Source organism: Mesorhizobium sp. MC2-1-1 (genome assembly GCF_057597255.1).
The window spans coordinates 2533302-2549216 of record NZ_CP195205.1; the positions used below are offsets into that span (position 1 = coordinate 2533302).

A 15915-nucleotide genomic window follows, 5' to 3' on the forward strand; every position below is an offset into this window, starting at 1 on the left:
AAAAAGGCCCCCGAGGGAGCCTGTGTGGTGCGCATGGGAGGTTTTCGCCCGGCGGTTACACCGCCTTGCCCACGCGCCAGCCTACGAGAATGAGTGCCGTTTTCATCGGCGCGGACAATAGAGGCGAAAACGTGGGCTCGTCAATGGGGTCTCGGGTGAATTCACTCGCCTTGTGAGAACTGCATGCCCACGCGCTACCATAGTACAGTTGAGCCCTCGCCGCCGAAACACCAGTATGCGCTGGCGCACGTCGCCCAAAAGTGTGGGAGGTTTGGGAGAACGACATGCAAAGGTGACGTTGGCTGCGAGGAGGACGCATGGCTGGCGAACGGGAGCATATCCGCGAGATCGAGCAGGTGCTGTCCGGCGCACGCTCGGTCCGCGACGATATCGTGGTTCAATCCTGGCTGCGCTGCATCGACAAGCATCGGCTTGACCCGGCTCGGCCGACGGAAGCCTACATCGTTCCCGATACCCAGTTGCGCGAGCATCTCGAGCAGTCCGAAAGACTGATCGCCATTGCCCGCAGCGGGCTGGAGACACTGTTCAAGCAGGTGGCTGGCCAGAACTACGTCCTCCTGCTCGCCGACGCAAAAGGTGTCACCGTCGACTTCCTCGGCGACCCGCTTTTCATGGACCAGTTGCGCACGGCCGGTCTCTACCTTGGCTCCGAGTGGTCAGAAAGCCGCACCGGAACATGCGGCGTCGGCTCCTGCATCGTCACCGGCGAGGCGATGACCATCCACCAGACGGACCATTTCGACACCACCCACACGCCGCTTTCCTGCACCGCCGCGCCGATCTTCGACACCAACGGCGAACTGACCGCCGTGCTCGACATATCGCTGCTGCGCTCGCCGCAGCCGAAAGTCAGCCAGAACCTCGCCCTTCACCTGGTTACGGCGTCGGCCCGCCGCATCGAGCTCGCCAATTTGATGGCGCAGATGCATTCGGAATGGGTGCTGCGCTTCTCCCGCTCGCCCGAATTCCTCGACGTCGACCCGGAAGCAGCCCTCGCGCTCGACGCCTCGGGCCGCATTCTCGGCACCACGCGCGGCGCGGCCCTGCTTCTGGCGCAAGCCGGCGGCGTCGACTGGAGGCTTTCCTCGCCGATCGGTCAGCCGATCTCGCGTTACCTCGACATGGATATCGACGACTTGCCGAATTTGACGCGCGGGCGGCCAACCGAGGAGCGACTGGTGTTCGGCCGCAGCGGCAGCGCGCTGTTCGCGCATGCCATCGAGCCACAGCCGTCGAGCGGACGTCGCGCTCCCGCCGAGGCGCTGCCGAAACCGATCGCAGAACTTTCGGACGGCGATCCCGCCATGGCGGCCATGCAGGTGCGGGCCGCCAAGCTGGCGCGCACCACCATCCCGATCCTGATCCATGGCGAGACCGGTTCCGGCAAGGAGTACCTCGCTCGCGCGCTCCATGAGAGCTCCGGACGCTCCGGTCCGTTCGTGGCCATCAATTGCGCTGCCATTCCCGAGCACCTGATCGAGAGCGAGCTGTTCGGGCACGCCGCCGGCGCCTTTACCGGCGCCACGGCCAAGGGACGCAAGGGGTTGATCGAGAGCGCCGACGGCGGCACGCTGTTCCTCGACGAGATTGGCGACATGCCGTACGCGCTGCAATCGCGGCTTTTGCGAGTGATCGCCGAGCGCGAATTGATCCCGGTCGGCGGCATTGCGCCCCGGCCTGTCGACATCAAGATCATCTCCGCCTCGCATCATGATCTGCGTCAGCTGGTCGCCGAGGGCCGTTTCCGCGAGGACCTGTTCTATCGGCTGAACGCCGCCTCTCTGAGCTTGCCGGCGCTGCGCGAACGCACCGATTTCGAATGGCTGCTGGACCGGCTGGTCGGCGAGCGGGTGCGCCTTGCCGGTCGCCCGGCAAGGCTGTCGCCGGCCGCGCGGCTGGCGCTGATCCGCCATGGTTGGCCCGGCAACATCCGCGAACTCGTCAACGCCGTCGACCTGGCGATTGCGCTTTGCGACGATGAGACGATCCAACCTTCCGATCTGCCCGATTTCGCCAAGTCCCGCGCGGCGGCCTCGGTTCCGCCCGCCAGCCTGGTCGCTTTGCGCGCCCCCTCGCCCGAAGAAGAGCGCGCGGCCCTGCTGGCCGTGCTGGCGGAAACCGGCTGGAACATCTCCGAGGCCGCGCGGCGTCTCGGCGTCGATCGCACAACGGTGCATCGCCGCATGAAGCGTCTGCGGCTGGAGGCGCCGAACTGAGCATGTCGCCCAAAAGTCCGCAGCGGTTCCGGGACAAGGACATGCGTCAGGGCAAGAAACTGGAAGCGCGCCGCCTGAATCCGCTTCAAAGCGCGGCGCTTTGATATTGCAAGGGCTGTGGCGCGCCGTGGCGCCTGCAACAGAAATGCAACAGGCAAGACGACGGAAGAGCGTTCCAACAGATTGATTTCATTGCGATCCCTGACCAGCGCCACGGTTGGCACGGTGCTTGCTGCTCATGGCGCACTCTAGCAAGTGGAGGAGAACAAATGCTCGAGAGAACACCAACCACCAAGGCGCAGGCGTTGCTCGATAAGTTCGGCAAGGCGCTGGAAGCCGGCGACATAGAAAGCGCCGTCAACTGCTTCCAGGCCGATTGCTACTGGCGCGACCTCGTCACGTTCACATGGAATCTCAAGACGATGGAGGGCCAGGATCAGATCCGCGACATGCTGAAGGCGACGCTGGCCACCACCAAACCGACCGGCTGGGCGGTGGCCAAGGGCGAGGAAGCGACCGAGGATGGCGGCATCACCACCGCCTGGATCACCTTCGAGACGAGCGTGGCGCGCGGTTTCGGCCTTGTGCGGTTCAAGGGCGACCTGATCTGGACCCTGCTGACCACGATGTCGGAGCTGAAGGGCTATGAGGAGAAAGCCGGCTTCACCCGCCCCCTTGGCGCCAAGCACGGACATGGCAAGGGACGCAAGACGTGGCGCGAGGAGCGCGACGACGAAATCGCCGAGCTCGGTCACTCCCGGCAGCCCTATGTCGTCGTCATCGGTGGCGGCCAGGGTGGAATTGCTCTTGGTGCAAGGCTGAAACAGCTCGGCGTGCCGACCATCATCATCGAGAAGAACGAGCGCCCGGGCGATTCCTGGCGCAAGCGCTACAAGTCGCTCTGCCTGCACGACCCGGTCTGGTACGATCACCTGCCCTATATCGACTTTCCGAAGAACTGGCCGGTCTTCGCGCCCAAGGACAAGATCGGCGACTGGCTGGAGATGTACACCAGGGTGATGGAGCTGAACTACTGGTCCTCCACCACCGCGAAATCGGCCAAATATGACGAGAAGGCCAAGGAATGGACCGTCGTCGTCGACCGCGACGGCAAGGAGATCGTGCTGAAGCCCAAGCAACTGGTGCTGGCGACCGGGATGTCCGGCAAGGCGAACTGGCCGAAATACAAGGGCCAGGACATCTTCAAGGGCGAGCAGCAGCACTCCTCGACCCATCCCGGTCCGGACAAATACCGTGGCAAGAAGGTGGTGGTCATCGGCTCCAACAATTCCGCGCACGATATCTGCGCGGCGTTGTGGGAAGGCGGCGCCGACGTGACCATGGTGCAGCGGTCCTCCACCCATATCGTCAAGTCCGACACGCTGATGGATATCGGGCTTGGCGCGCTCTATTCGGAGCAAGCGGTCGAGAACGGCATGACGACGCGCAAGGCCGACATGATCTTCGCTTCGCTCCCATACCGCATCCTGCACGAGTTCCAGATTCCGCTTTACCAGCAGATGAAGGAGCGCGACGCGAAGTTCTACGAGGATCTGGAAAAGGCCGGCTTCATGCTCGACTGGGGCGACGACGGCTCGGGCCTGTTCATGAAGTATCTGCGCCGAGGCTCCGGCTATTATATCGATGTCGGCGCCTGCGACCTCGTCATCGATGGTTCGATCAAATTGAAGAGCGGTCCAGGCGCCGCGGTGCAGGAACTCACCGAAACCGGCGTCAAATTCGTCGACGGCACCGAATTGCCGGCCGACCTGGTGATCTATGCCACCGGCTACGGTTCGATGAACGGATGGGCGGCGGACCTCATCTCGCAGGAGGTAGCGGACAAGGTCGGCAAGGTCTGGGGGCTCGGCTCCAACACCACCAAGGATCCGGGTCCCTGGGAGGGCGAGCAGCGCAACATGTGGAAGCCGACGCAGCAGGAAGCGCTGTGGTTCCACGGCGGCAATCTCCACCAGTCACGCCACTATTCGCAATATCTGGCGTTGCAGCTCAAAGCCAGGCAGGTCGGCTTGCCGACGCCGGTCTATGGGCTGCAGGAGGTCCATCACAAGAGCTGACGCACTGCGCTCTTGTGGATGGCAGAAGCCCGGCCAGCCGGGCTTCTGCGTCTACGCCGCCTTTTCCGCCGCGAACTTTTTCACCACGCGCTCCAGCAGCGGCACATAGTCGCGAAAAGCCCGTGTCTTCATGTCAGCGACCTTCCCGCCCTCGTCCCAGATGCGCACTCGCACCGCCTCATCGTGGAACGGATTGCGGCGGAACTCGGCCACTTCCTCCGCGCTCATTGGCCCGCCTTGAAACGACAACGTATGCACGGAGGCGGGCGACAGCTTGGCGAAATAGGTCGGATCGGTGGCGCAGAGATAGCGTTTGGCAGAGACATGCAGCCTGACGCACTCGACGATGACCGGTGGAAAGAAAGGCGCCAGCACCTCGCCGCCCGCCTCGTCATGATGCTTGTCCTCGACGTCGTCGGGCGAATAGGTTCCGAACTCGCTGGTATAGTGGCCGATGTCGTGCAGCAGTGCCGCCGCGACAAGCTCCTCCGGCGCGCCGTCCTGCTCGGCCAGCCACGCGCCCTGCAGCATATGCTCGGACATCGTGACGGGCTCGCCGAGATAGGATTCGGCGCCGCGGCGCTCGAAGATCTCGGCGATGAACTCCACGATGTTGCCTGTGTTCAATTCGTCAGGTTTCATTCGGCCGCCTCCCTGAAATCGTGCTCGATGGCCGCGAGCGTCGAAAGCAGGCCATCCTTGTCGGCGTAGCAGCCCTGCAGCCAGCGCTTGCCGCTGCCGGAGAAGGCCTTGCGCGCATGCATGACGCGCGTGTTGTCGACGATGAAGGATTGCCCCGCCTCGAGCTTGAAGGTCACCTCGAAGGAAGGATCCTCGATCAGCTCGGCGAACCGGCGGTAGGCGGCGTAATATTTGTCCATCTCGGCGAAGGGCACGTCGACGGCCGGGGCCAGCGAGCGGTTGTTGAAACGGATGCAGATGAGCTCCCCATCGGGTCCGAGCTCGATCATTGGTCGTTTGGACTGCAGCCGCACGCCCGACGAGCCGGCATATTCGAAACGCGCCGGATGGGAAGAGAGCAGCCGGAAGCCGTCGGGGTCTTCCGCCTGCAGTGCCGCCGCCACCGCGAACCCGTCGACGACGCTGGATTCCCCGCCTTCGACCGTGTTCTCGATGCAGGCGAGGATCTGCAGCGTCGGCACCGGATCGCGGTAGGGATTGTCGGTATGCGCCTGCAGGCCGAGATTGGTGTAGGCGAGATTGTTGGGATTGACCTCGGCGCGCACCTCGAACCAGCGCCCGTAATTGGTCTCCCGGATATAGCCGAAAAGGTCGGCCACCTTGCATAGCGCGCCGGATTCCGTGGGCAGGCCATCCATGACGGCAAAGCCATAGGTCCTCACGGCTGAAAGCCATTTGCGCAAGATGCCGCGGTCTTGCAAGGCCGCCGCGTAGCTGGCGCGCGGCACCGAATTCTGCATTGTCGCCTTAGTCCAGCGCTGAATAGCGTCGCCGATCCAGCCGGACTGCCGAGATTCGGCGCGATCATAGGCGTTGGCCCTCAGCCATTGGGCCGGGAAGCTGACCGTCTTGTCCTCGGGCACGAACCTGACCTCCAGCGCTCCGCCTTTGATCTCGGCCGCGCCAATCCGCGTTTGCGCCGGAATGTCGAGGATGGTTATCAGCCTCTGGCCGTTGCCTGCGCTGCGCGTCTTGTCGTCCAGCGCATTGTCGCGCAGCCATATGGCGTGGAAACGGCTCGCCGTTCCATCCTTCCAGCCAAGCTCGATCGTTCGTCCCTCGTCGCCTGGCGTTGCTCTTGTCAGCATGTTCCGGAAGCTCCCATCTTGACCCGCCACTGCGAGCACGGATTGCATCCTGACTTCGTTAGAGGCATAACTCAAATTATCGTTTTTCGGGTAATGGCACTGAATTTCTGATGGCTGGAAAAGCGCCAGATGCGATGCCGCCTCTCGACTGGCTGCGCAGTTTCGAGGCCGCCGCCCGCCTGTCGAATTTCACCGCCGCGGCCGCCGAACTCGGCTTGACGCAGGCCGCCGTCAGCCAGCACATCCGCTTTCTGGAAGAGCGGCTCAAGACGCGACTGTTCGCGCGCCTGGCGCGCGGCGTGGCGCTGTCGCCGGAGGGCGCGGCTTATCTTCCCCACATCCAGTCTGCATTCGCGATAGTCGGCAACAGCACCAACGAATTGTTCCAGCCCCGTGCGGTTCAGACCGTCAGCATCCGCGTCCCCATCTCCTTCGCACTGCTGGTGCTGGTCCCGGCTCTCCCCGACCTGGCAAGGGCGCTGCCACGCGTCAGGCTCGATCTAGCGACCATCCATCGGCCGACCGATTACGACCAGCCGGGCTCGGCACTCGACATACGCTTCGGCAACGGATCCTTTCCCGGGCGCGAAGCCGACCGGCTGACCGCCGAACGGCTTGTCCCGGTCGCGGCTCCAACACTCGCGCTCGGTGGCGATTGGACGTCGTTGCCGCTGCTCCTGGTTGCGGGCGCGCGCGAGATGTGGGCGGAATGGTTTGCAGCCGCCGGACTTGCCGGTCATTCCCACCGTTCGCATCGCTTCGACAGTTTCGTCGCCGCCATGGAAGCGGCGAAAGCGGGCGCCGGGGCGCTGCTGGGATCTCGGCCGCTGGCCGACACCGCGCTCAGGGACGGCGCTCTGGTCAAGCTTTCGGATTTCGAGCTGTCCAGCCCGTCGGGGCATTTCCTGACGAGGCCGTCATCGTCGCGACTGTCGGGCGCCGAGCAGGATTTTCGCCGCTGGCTTATTGCGCGCGCGGCCGGCAACTCAGCTTAGCGTGCGGGCCTCCGCCCCTATCCGTTTCCAGTAGATAAGGGTACCGGTCAACCCCCCATAGGGCTTCAGCGCGAAGTCGGGGATCTCACCGGTCAAGGTGAAGCCGAGTTTCTCATAAAGCCCGGCCGCGCCCTCCTCGCTCGCCGTGTCCAGCACCAGCAGCGTGCGACCTTTTTCGACGGCCAGTTCCTCGGCTGCCCGCATCAGTCGGGTCGCGACTCCCCTGCCGCGATGGTCCCGGGCGGTCATCAGCTTGGCGATCTCGGCGCGATGCGGCTGATTGGGCGGGAAGTCGAGGAGCAGCGTGACGGTGCCGGCGAGCGCCCCGTCCCGCCATGCGCCCAGCACCGCCCTTTCGCCGCGCGCGGCCGCGGCAAGCGACTTGCGCCAGAAATCCCGCGCGGCTTCCGGCGACAATGGATGCATGAAGCTCACCGAGCCGCCGGAGGCGACAGTATCCATCAAAAGATCGGCCAGCAGTGCGGTGGTTGCCGCATCATCGGTCAACGCCCGAATTTCAAGGGAATTCATGCTGTTGCTCTCCAAAAGACGAGCCATCGGGACAAGGTCATTCGAAATGGCTGATCCGCTTGCGTCGCCGCGCCCGCCGGATTTCGGCGATACGCTCGGCGTCGTCCTCGCCGAGATGGCCGCCGCGCCCCAGGATCTCGAGCGTATATTCCTCATAGGTCAGCCCGAGCCGCTCGGCCCGCTCCAGCCGCATCAGCATCACGGCGTGGCTCGGCGCCTTCCAGGCTCTGGCGTGCGCGGCTCGCCAGGCGAGGAAAACATAGGCGTCGCCCTTGCTCGGGGCAGGCCGTCATGGTCGTCGAGCGGCGGCCGCCATTGTGCGAGCGTCTTGGCCGGCGCGACATCGGGATCAATCCCTGACCAGCGCCACGAGATACTCCGCCGCATCCGGTCCTGGAGCATGAAAGATGCAGTCGGAGGGCGCGCCGAGCGCCAGGCAGTCGCCGGGCTCGAGCCTGTGCACCACATCGCCTTCGGTGAAGTCCAGCCTGCCGTCGATCAGCCATATCTGCTGCTTGATGAAGGCGTAGGATGCGGCTGGAAGACAGACCCTGGCGCCCACCGGTAGGCTGACCCTGATCAGTTCGAGCGGCATGTGCGATGCCGGCGACAGATGCCGCCTGATGTAACCTGTCGCCGGGTCCTGCCAGACCGGCTGCGCGTCCTTGCGCGAAACGCCGCCGCCTTGCATCTCGGCCCGTGCGATCAGCGTCGACAGCGTCATGCCGAAAGCCGCCGCGATGCGCACCAACAGCGCCGCGGTCGGACTGGTCGTGCCGCGTTCAATGGCGCTCAGCATCGCCTTGGACACGCCCGAGCGCTCCGCAAGCTCGGCCAGAGACCAGCCCCTCACCGTCCTTTCGGATCGTATCCGCCTGCCGATTGTGGCGGCGATATCATTCGATATATCATCCATTCGTCCAATATATCGGAATTGCGAGCCGTGAAAAGAGCCCGTTCGATCGAATTGGCGCGGCCGCCTTAACACCCCCTACACCATTCGACCTCACCTCAATTTAACCCCGATTGAATACGGTCGACGCTCAAGGGAATGGGACAAGGTCAGGCATGTTTGTCGAACGCGAAGCCTCAGTTGGCGAACCGACTTCGCAGGAGCGCCGCAATGCCCTGCAAAGCGACAAACGCATTCTCGGCAATGTCGTGCAATGCGACGGCGCCCGCGCCACCATCAGCGCCTATGCCGAGGATGCGGACGGCACGGTCACCGGCCAGTGGACGGTCGGCAAGATGATCTCCATCAATCTCGGCAGCACGCGCACGGTCGGCCTTGTCTATGCGATCGGCAAATCGGATCGCGCCTGGAGCAATGAGGGCCAGAACCCGATCGAGGTCAGCATCGAACTGATCGGAGAAGTGCGCGACGCCGCTGAGCCTGGCGCAAAACCGGTTTTCGACCGCGGCATCACCGCCTATCCGCATATCGGCGCCATCGCCCACCGTATTCGCAGCCGCGACCTGCAGGCGGTCTACGATCTGGCCGGACGCCATTCGGTCACTATCGGCACACTGTCGCAGGATGAGTCGATCGATGCCCACATCGCCATCGACGATACGCTGGCGCGACATTTCGCCATCGTCGGCACCACCGGTGTCGGCAAGTCCACCGCGGTCTCGCTGCTACTGCGCAAGTCGATCGAGGCGCGCCCGGATCTGCGCGTACTCATCCTCGATCCGCATAACGAGTTCGCAGCCTCGCTGCCGGAATATTGCGTCAAGGTCGATTCAAAGACGCTCGACCTGCCATTCTGGATGTTCAGGCTGGAGGAATTCGCCGAAGTGCTGTTTCGCGGCCGGGAGACGGTGCCCGAGGAAGTGGACGTGCTGCGCGACCTGATCCCGGCCGCCAAGAACCTCTATCGCAATCCCGGTTCCGGCAGCTATGTACGGCGCGGCAGCGACGCGCTGACTGCGGACACACCGGTGCCTTACCGCATCGCCGATCTCATCAAGCAGATCGACGAGCGGATGGGGATGCTTGAGAGCAAGAATGACCGCCCCATCCTGAAGTCGCTGAAGACGCGCATCGAATCGGCTGCCGCCGACCCGCGCTACCGCTTCATGTTCAATTCCCGCCTGATCGAGGACACGATCCACGAGACGATCGGCAATATCTTCCGCGTACCCAGCCACGGTCGCCCGGTGACCTGCTTCGAGATGGCAGGCATGCCTTCGGAAGTGGTCAACTCGGTATGCTCGGTGCTGGCCCGTTTGGCCTTCGACCTGGCCTTGTGGAGCGAGGGCCGGCTAAGGCTGCTTCTGCTTTGCGAGGAAGCGCACCGCTATATGCCGGCCGATCCGCGCCTCGGCTTCGCGCCGACCAGACACGCCCTGTCGCGTATCGCCAAGGAAGGCCGCAAATATGGCTGCTACCTGGGCGTCGTGACCCAGCGTCCTGGCGAACTCGACCCGACCATCCTGTCGCAGTGCTCGACCTTCTTTGCCATGCGCCTTGCCAACGAGCAGGACCAGGCAATCATCCGTTCGGCAATCGCCGACTCCTCGGCTTCCACGCTGGCGTTCCTGTCCTCGATGGGGCAGCGCGAAGCCATCGCCTTCGGCGAAGGCGTGGCGACGACCATGCGTCTGAAATTCGAGAAGCTGGCGCAGGAGTTCATTCCCGGAACCGCGAAAAGGGAGCAGGTCGCGCCCTCCCTGGACGGCAGCGACGTCGATCTGGCCCTGATCGTTGAGCGGCTCCGCAACGTGCCGAAGCCGCAGCAGGCCATGGCTTTCGCCGAGGCCGTGGACTTTACCCGTCAAGCTGGCGACCCGGACTACAAGAAGCCGGCTACCGCTCCACGCGTGCCGCCGGACGACGACTTCGACACACGCTACGGTCTGAAGCCCTCGACCTTCGGCATGCGTCAATTGAACGATTGATCAGCCCGCCTCGCAGGTACGGCCAAATTCCGGACAGGAATTCATCAGGCCGGATCGAATGACGTGGCTTTCGAGAAGCCGGAGCGGAGCGGACATTCTGTCCGTGAGCACCGGAAGTCGAGAAAGGCGCGTCAGTCGGCCGGCCTCATGAATTCATGTCGGAATTTTAGGCGCAGACGCGGTTGCGACCCTGCTTCTTCGCCTCATAGAGCTGGCGGTCGGCGCGGCGGTAGAAATCCTCGGCGCTCTCCTTGTGGTCCCAGACGGCAAGGCCGACGCTGGTGGTGACCTTCAGCCGCACGTTGCCCGACATGATCGACAGATTGGCGATCGCCTTGCGGATGCGCTCGGCGAATCTGGCGAGCAACTCGACGTCCATGTTGGGCGTGACGACGGCAAATTCCTCGCCGCCCAGCCGCGCCACCACATCATGATAGCGCGTCATGCCCCTCAGGCATGTGGCGACGGCCCTCAGCACCTCGTCGCCGACATCGTGACCATGCGTATCGTTGACCTGTTTGAAATGATCGAGATCTAGGATCATCAGCCCGACCGGCCTGTCGATGCGGCGAAATTCCTGGAGATATTCACGCAGCGCATCGTCGAAATAACGGCGGTTCTGCATGCCGGTCAGACCGTCGGTCAGCGCCGCCTGCTCAAGCGTTTGCGAACGGGCGCTGAGCGAAACCGTCATGGCCCTGAGCTTGCCCTCTTCCCGCACCTGGCCGCGGATCAGCGGGTAGATGAAGAAGGTGCCAAAGAACAGCGCGGTCGCCAGCAGCGCGCCGGTAACGAACAGCAGTTTGTTGAGATAGACGATCTTGTCGACGCGCGACGCGGTGTCGAGGTCAGAGGCAATGTCCTGCAATTGGCCATAGGCATGGAAGGTCACCAGGCCGGCGGCCAGGATCACGAAAATAAACACGAAAAATGCGGATTCCGCCTTATGGAAACGCATTAACTCCCCGCGGCACTTAAACCCCTGCCGTTATGGCATGGCGGACCTTACGGACCGTTAACCCGGACAACCCTAGCGAGAATTAGAGTCAGGGACTTTAAGTCACTGATTGAAAAAGGCTTCTGGTCAGTCCCGAGCTGGCGGCTCGTCGCCGGGCCGCAGCCTGCGCCACTCCGCGCCAAGCTGGTGCCTGAACCAGGTCGACTGACGCTTGGCATACTGACGGGTCGCGATCTTGGCGCGCTCGATCGCCTCCGGAAAACCCGACTGCCCAGCCATCGCCGCTTGCAGCTCCCGCACACCGATCGCCTTCATTGCCGGCAGGTCGGGATCGAGGCCGAGCGCCGTCAGCTGGCGCACTTCGTCGAGCGCGCCCTTGTCGAGCATCTGGTCGAACCGCGCTTCTATGCGCCGGACCAGTTGCTCGCGGTCCGGCTCGATGACCAGGAAACGCGCGCTGTCGCGATCGATCAGCGGCCGGCCCTGCGCCGCCTGCCATTCCAGGATCGAGCGTCCCGAGGCGTCGAGCACTTCGAGTGCGCGCACGATACGCTGACCGTCGGTCGGCCTGAGTTGCATGGCCATGGTCGAATCCTCGCGCATCAGAAGGCGATGCAGCCTTTCTGCCCCCCGTTCCTTGAGCTCGTAGCGCCAGCGCTCGCGCACGGCGGGCGGAATGTCCGGCATGTCCGAGATGCCTTCGGACAGTGCACGGAAATAAAGTCCGGTGCCGCCGACGAAGATGACCGGCCGGCCCGATAGTGCGCCGTCTCCCATCAGCCTTGCCACATCGCGCAGCCAGGTCCCGGTGGAATAGGCGGTGGAGGGGTGCACGTGGCCATAGAGGAAGTGCGGCACGCGTGCCATCTCCGCGGCGCTCGGCCGCGCCGTCAGGACATCGAGGACCGAATACCCCTGCATGGAATCGGTGTTGACGATGACCCCGCCGCCGCGTTCGGCGAGATCGAGCGCCAGTGCCGACTTGCCGCTGGCCGTCGGCCCGGCTATCAGGATCGCGTTCTCGACGCGGCCTTCGCCCGCCCCCCTGCCGGAATGTTCGATGCCGCTGATCGCCACGCTAGTGTCCCGTCCAAAAGCCCGCGCCGTGCCGGCCTCGCTAGCGAATATGGCCTTGCGGGCCGCCGGCGCAAGCGCCGTTCATTGGCTGGATGAGGACGTCGCATGCGACCTCGTTTTGCCGCGGAGTTCGGATATCGGCGAAGTCACCGCCAATCTGCGCGCGGCGCTGGCTTCCGACCCGGTCGACGTCGTCGTCCAGTCCGCCCAGGGCAGGCGGAAGAAGATCCTGCTCGCCGACATGGATTCGACGATGATCGACCAGGAATGCATCGACGAGCTCGCCGACGAAATCGGCGTCAAGGACCATGTGGCGGCGATCACCGCGCGCTCAATGAACGGGGAGATCGCCTTCGAACCTGCCTTGCGCGAACGCGTCGCCTTGCTGAAAGGCCTCGACACCGCGGTGGTCAACCGCATCATCGCCAACCGGCTGACGCTTGCCGCCGGCGGCCGCGCCCTGGTGCAAACGATGCGCGCCCATGGCGCCTGGACCGCGCTGGTTTCGGGCGGCTTCGACGTCTTCACCAGCCGCATCGCCGAAATGCTTGGGTTCCAGGAAAACCGCGCCAACCGGCTGATCGAGGAAGAGGGAAAATTCGCCGGCATGGTGACCGAGCCTATCCTCGGCCGCGCCGCGAAGGCCGAAGCGCTCCTGGACATAGCGGCGCGGCTCGCGCTGACCACGCAGGATGCCATCGCGGTGGGCGACGGCGCCAACGATCTCGATATGATCCGTCTTGCCGGCACCGGGGTCGCCCTGCACGCCAAGCCGGCGGTGGCCGAGCAGGCACGTATCCGCATCGATCATGGCGACCTGACCGCGCTGCTCTATCTCCAGGGCTACCACCGGGATCAGTTTGTCGAATGACGCCGATCCGCACCGGGCGCCTCGTCCTGCGCAACTGGGAAGAACGCGACCGCGATCTCTTCCATCGCATCAACTCCGACGAGCGCGTGATGGAATTCTTCCCGTTCCGCCGCGACCGCGCCGCGGCTGACGCCAAGATGGACGAGGTCCGCTCCTGGATCGATGACGATGGTTATGGCTTCGCCGCTGCAGAGATCGCCGCGACCGGCGAATGCATCGGCTTCGTCGGCTTGTCCGGAACGGAGGACATAGACGTGCTGGCGCCCGGCACGATCGAGATCGGCTGGCGGCTGGCGCCCGAATTCTGGGGTCAGGGCTATGTCACGGAGGCCGCCGAGGCCTGGCTCGCCTTTGGTTTCGAAGCGCTCGGCGTCGACGAAATCGTGTCTTTCGCGGTTGCCGACAACCATCGCTCGACCGCAGTCATGAAGCGGCTCGGCATGCGTGCCGATCCGAGCGCCGATTTCGACCATCCCGCAGTCCCCGACAGCCAACCGCATCTCAAGCGGCATGTTATGTACCGGCTGTCGCGGGTGGACTGGCAGGCACGAAAAAGGACGGCTCGCTAGCCGTCCTTATCATTGAACATCAATCTGTTGCCCGGCTTTCCGGACTCAATCCATCCGGATCGTCACGAAGCGCAGCTCGCCGGTCTTCGAGGCCAGCATCAGGAGCGCATTCTTACGGCCCTGCTCCTTCAGCGCGCCGATCCGGTCCATCACGTCCTTCGGCGTGCCGACGGATTCCTGCGCGATCTCGGTGATCACCTCGCCGGGCTGGATGCCGCGCTCGGCGGCGGCCGAATCCTTGGCGACATCCGTGATGACAACGCCCGACACGTCGGCTGCAATGCCGAACTTCTGCCTGGTCTGGTCATTGAGCTCACCGACCGTCATGCCGAGCACCGAAGCGGTCGACACCGGAGGCGCTGCCTTGTCGCCATTGCCCTGGTCGGTGCCGCCGTTCTCGCCGCTGGCCAGCTTCTCGCCGTCCTCGAGCCGGCCGAGCGTCACCTTGACGGTCTGCTCGACGCCCTTGCGCACGATGACGACGTCGACCGCCTTGCCGACCGGGCTTTCGGCGACGACGCGCGGCAGGTCGCGCATTTCATGGATGTCCTTGCCGTCGAACTTGATGATGACGTCGCCGGCCTGCACCGTGCCGTTGTCGACCGGCCCGCCCTTGATGACGCCGGCCACCAACGCGCCCTTGGCGGTCGCCATGCCGAGGCTTTCGGCGATGTCGGCCGTCACCGGCTGGATGCGCACGCCGAGCCAGCCGCGCCGCGTCTCGCCATACTGGCGGAGCTGGTCGACGACGCCCGCGGCGAGCTGCGAGGGGATGGAGAAGCCGATGCCGATCGAGCCTCCCGACGGCGAGATGATTGCCGTGTTGATGCCGATGACCTCACCCTGGTCGTTGAACAGCGGGCCGCCGGAATTGCCGCGATTGATGGCGGCGTCTGTCTGGATGAAGTCGTCATAGGGTCCGGAATTGATGTCGCGGTTGCGCGCCGAGACGATGCCGACCGTCACCGTGCCGCCAAGGCCGAACGGATTGCCGATCGCCATCACCCAGTCGCCGACGCGCATCTTGGTGGAATCGCCGAACTTCACCGCCGTCAGCTTGTGGCCCTTGGGGTCGACCTTCAGCACCGCGACGTCGGTCTTGGTGTCGGTGCCCACAAGCGTCGCCTTCAGCGTCACGCCGTCGGAGAAATTGACCTCGATGTCGTCGGCGTCGGCGATCACATGGTTGTTGGTCACCACGATGCCCTGCTCGGCATCGATGACGAAGCCGGAGCCTAGCGACTGCACCTTTTGCGCTGCACCGCCCTTGTCGCCGCCACGGTTCTTGAAGAAATCATCGAAAAAGTCCTGGAACGGCGAGCCTTCGGGCAGTTGCGGCATCGGCACCGCGCCCGGCCCTTCCGAGCCCTTAACCGTCTGCGAGGTGGAGATATTGACCACGGCACCCAGCAGGCGCTCGGCGAGATCGGCGACCGAAGGCGGTCCGTCGGAGGCTATCGTCGGCGTGACGAAAGACGGAACAGCAACAATGCCGACCGCGAATGCCGTGGCGCCGGCAAGGAAGGCGCGGCGCGCCGCGCGCAAAAAGCTGTCGGATGTCATCGTGGCCTCCCGAAAATCTGAAACCGAGCGTCTGAAAAGACAGGCGTTTCCGCAAAGACGCCCTGCCCGGCTCATGTTGGCAAGAAATAAGGCACGTTTGCGGCTAGTGCCATGATCAGGATAAATCGTCGGCCGCCGCGGTACCAACGAATTCGTCAGCCGCGCACCAGCCAGACGACGCCGACGCCGATGGCGATCGCCACCAGTCCGCCGATCCGCAGCACATTTTCCGGCACCGACAGCACCTCGGCGGCGAGTTTCCGGGCCAGAGCCGGAAACCCTCCATAGACCAGCCCTTCGATCACGAGGACCAGGCCCATTGCCGCCATAAAATCCTGCACCGCC

At 64.1% G+C, this 15915-nt stretch carries 15 protein-coding genes; 6 read left to right on the forward strand and 9 right to left on the reverse strand.

Annotation, left to right across the window (positions count from 1 at the left end; all coding sequences use genetic code 11):
• The first annotated feature begins 317 nt into the window (after positions 1-317).
• Positions 318-2237 carry a sigma-54-dependent Fis family transcriptional regulator gene (locus ACR64R_RS12740; protein WP_487361966.1) on the forward strand — a complete coding sequence of 640 codons (1920 nt, stop codon included), beginning with the start codon at positions 318-320 and terminating at the stop codon, positions 2235-2237.
• 269 nt (positions 2238-2506) lie between these two features.
• A complete protein-coding gene (locus ACR64R_RS12745; RefSeq protein WP_487361967.1) occupies positions 2507-4315 on the forward strand; it encodes an NAD(P)-binding domain-containing protein in 1809 nt (602 codons plus the stop codon).
• A 51-nt stretch (positions 4316-4366) separates the two neighbouring features.
• Here the strand turns inward: ACR64R_RS12745 and tmpB are convergent, their stop codons facing one another.
• Positions 4367-4957 carry a (R)-1-hydroxy-2-trimethylaminoethylphosphonate oxygenase gene (gene tmpB, locus ACR64R_RS12750; RefSeq protein WP_487361968.1) on the reverse strand — a complete coding sequence of 197 codons (591 nt, stop codon included), beginning with the start codon at positions 4955-4957 and terminating at the stop codon, positions 4367-4369.
• The gene (tmpA, locus tag ACR64R_RS12755) at positions 4954-6105 is read right to left on the reverse strand and encodes a 2-trimethylaminoethylphosphonate dioxygenase (RefSeq protein WP_487361969.1); all 1152 of its coding nucleotides are present in this window, start codon (positions 6103-6105) and stop codon (positions 4954-4956) included. Before tmpA ends, tmpB begins: the two co-directional genes overlap by 4 nt.
• Before the next feature lie 110 nt (positions 6106-6215).
• On the opposite strand from tmpA, the gene ACR64R_RS12760 reads away from it, so the two are divergent.
• Positions 6216-7100: a LysR family transcriptional regulator gene (locus tag ACR64R_RS12760; RefSeq protein ID WP_487361970.1), complete on the forward strand. Its 885-nt coding sequence runs from the start codon at positions 6216-6218 to the stop codon at positions 7098-7100.
• Here ACR64R_RS12760 and ACR64R_RS12765 read toward each other — a convergent pair.
• From ACR64R_RS12765 to ACR64R_RS12775, 3 genes are all read right to left on the reverse strand, one after another.
• On the reverse strand, positions 7092-7631 hold the full coding sequence (locus ACR64R_RS12765) for an N-acetyltransferase family protein (protein WP_487361971.1): 540 nt from the start codon (positions 7629-7631) through the stop codon (positions 7092-7094). The genes ACR64R_RS12760 and ACR64R_RS12765 overlap by 9 nt on opposite strands.
• Positions 7632-7668: 37 nt before the next feature.
• On the reverse strand, positions 7669-7833 hold the full coding sequence (locus ACR64R_RS12770; RefSeq protein ID WP_487361972.1) for a hypothetical protein: 165 nt from the start codon (positions 7831-7833) through the stop codon (positions 7669-7671).
• A gap of 147 nt (positions 7834-7980) precedes the next feature.
• The gene (locus tag ACR64R_RS12775; protein WP_487361973.1) at positions 7981-8547 is read right to left on the reverse strand and encodes a helix-turn-helix domain-containing protein; all 567 of its coding nucleotides are present in this window, start codon (positions 8545-8547) and stop codon (positions 7981-7983) included.
• A gap of 152 nt (positions 8548-8699) precedes the next feature.
• On the opposite strand from ACR64R_RS12775, the gene ACR64R_RS12780 reads away from it, so the two are divergent.
• A complete protein-coding gene (locus ACR64R_RS12780) occupies positions 8700-10532 on the forward strand; it encodes an ATP-binding protein (RefSeq protein WP_487361974.1) in 1833 nt (610 codons plus the stop codon).
• Positions 10533-10698: 166 nt separating this feature from the next.
• On the opposite strand, the gene ACR64R_RS12785 is transcribed toward ACR64R_RS12780, so the two are convergent.
• Both ACR64R_RS12785 and miaA read right to left on the reverse strand, forming a co-directional pair.
• Positions 10699-11490, reverse strand: coding sequence for a GGDEF domain-containing protein (locus ACR64R_RS12785; protein ID WP_487361975.1), 792 nt, complete (start codon positions 11488-11490; stop codon positions 10699-10701).
• Between the two features lie 126 nt (positions 11491-11616).
• A complete protein-coding gene (gene miaA / locus ACR64R_RS12790) occupies positions 11617-12561 on the reverse strand; it encodes a tRNA (adenosine(37)-N6)-dimethylallyltransferase MiaA (protein WP_487362430.1) in 945 nt (314 codons plus the stop codon).
• On the opposite strand from miaA, the gene serB reads away from it, so the two are divergent.
• The gene (gene serB / locus ACR64R_RS12795; RefSeq protein WP_487361976.1) at positions 12551-13438 is read left to right on the forward strand and encodes a phosphoserine phosphatase SerB; all 888 of its coding nucleotides are present in this window, start codon (positions 12551-12553) and stop codon (positions 13436-13438) included. The genes miaA and serB overlap by 11 nt on opposite strands.
• Positions 13435-14007 (forward strand): GNAT family N-acetyltransferase, encoded by a 573-nt coding sequence (locus ACR64R_RS12800; protein ID WP_487361977.1) that lies wholly within the window; start codon positions 13435-13437, stop codon positions 14005-14007. The genes serB and ACR64R_RS12800 overlap by 4 nt, the downstream gene beginning before the upstream one ends.
• Before the next feature lie 45 nt (positions 14008-14052).
• Here ACR64R_RS12800 and ACR64R_RS12805 read toward each other — a convergent pair whose 3' ends face one another.
• Together ACR64R_RS12805 and ACR64R_RS12810 are read right to left on the reverse strand one after the other, a co-directional pair.
• A complete protein-coding gene (locus tag ACR64R_RS12805; protein ID WP_487361978.1) occupies positions 14053-15570 on the reverse strand; it encodes a DegQ family serine endoprotease in 1518 nt (505 codons plus the stop codon).
• A 155-nt stretch (positions 15571-15725) separates the two neighbouring features.
• Positions 15726-15911, reverse strand: a complete 186-nt coding sequence (locus tag ACR64R_RS12810) for a DUF2065 domain-containing protein (protein ID WP_487361979.1) — start codon at positions 15909-15911, stop codon at positions 15726-15728.
• Positions 15912-15915 lie beyond the last annotated feature (4 nt).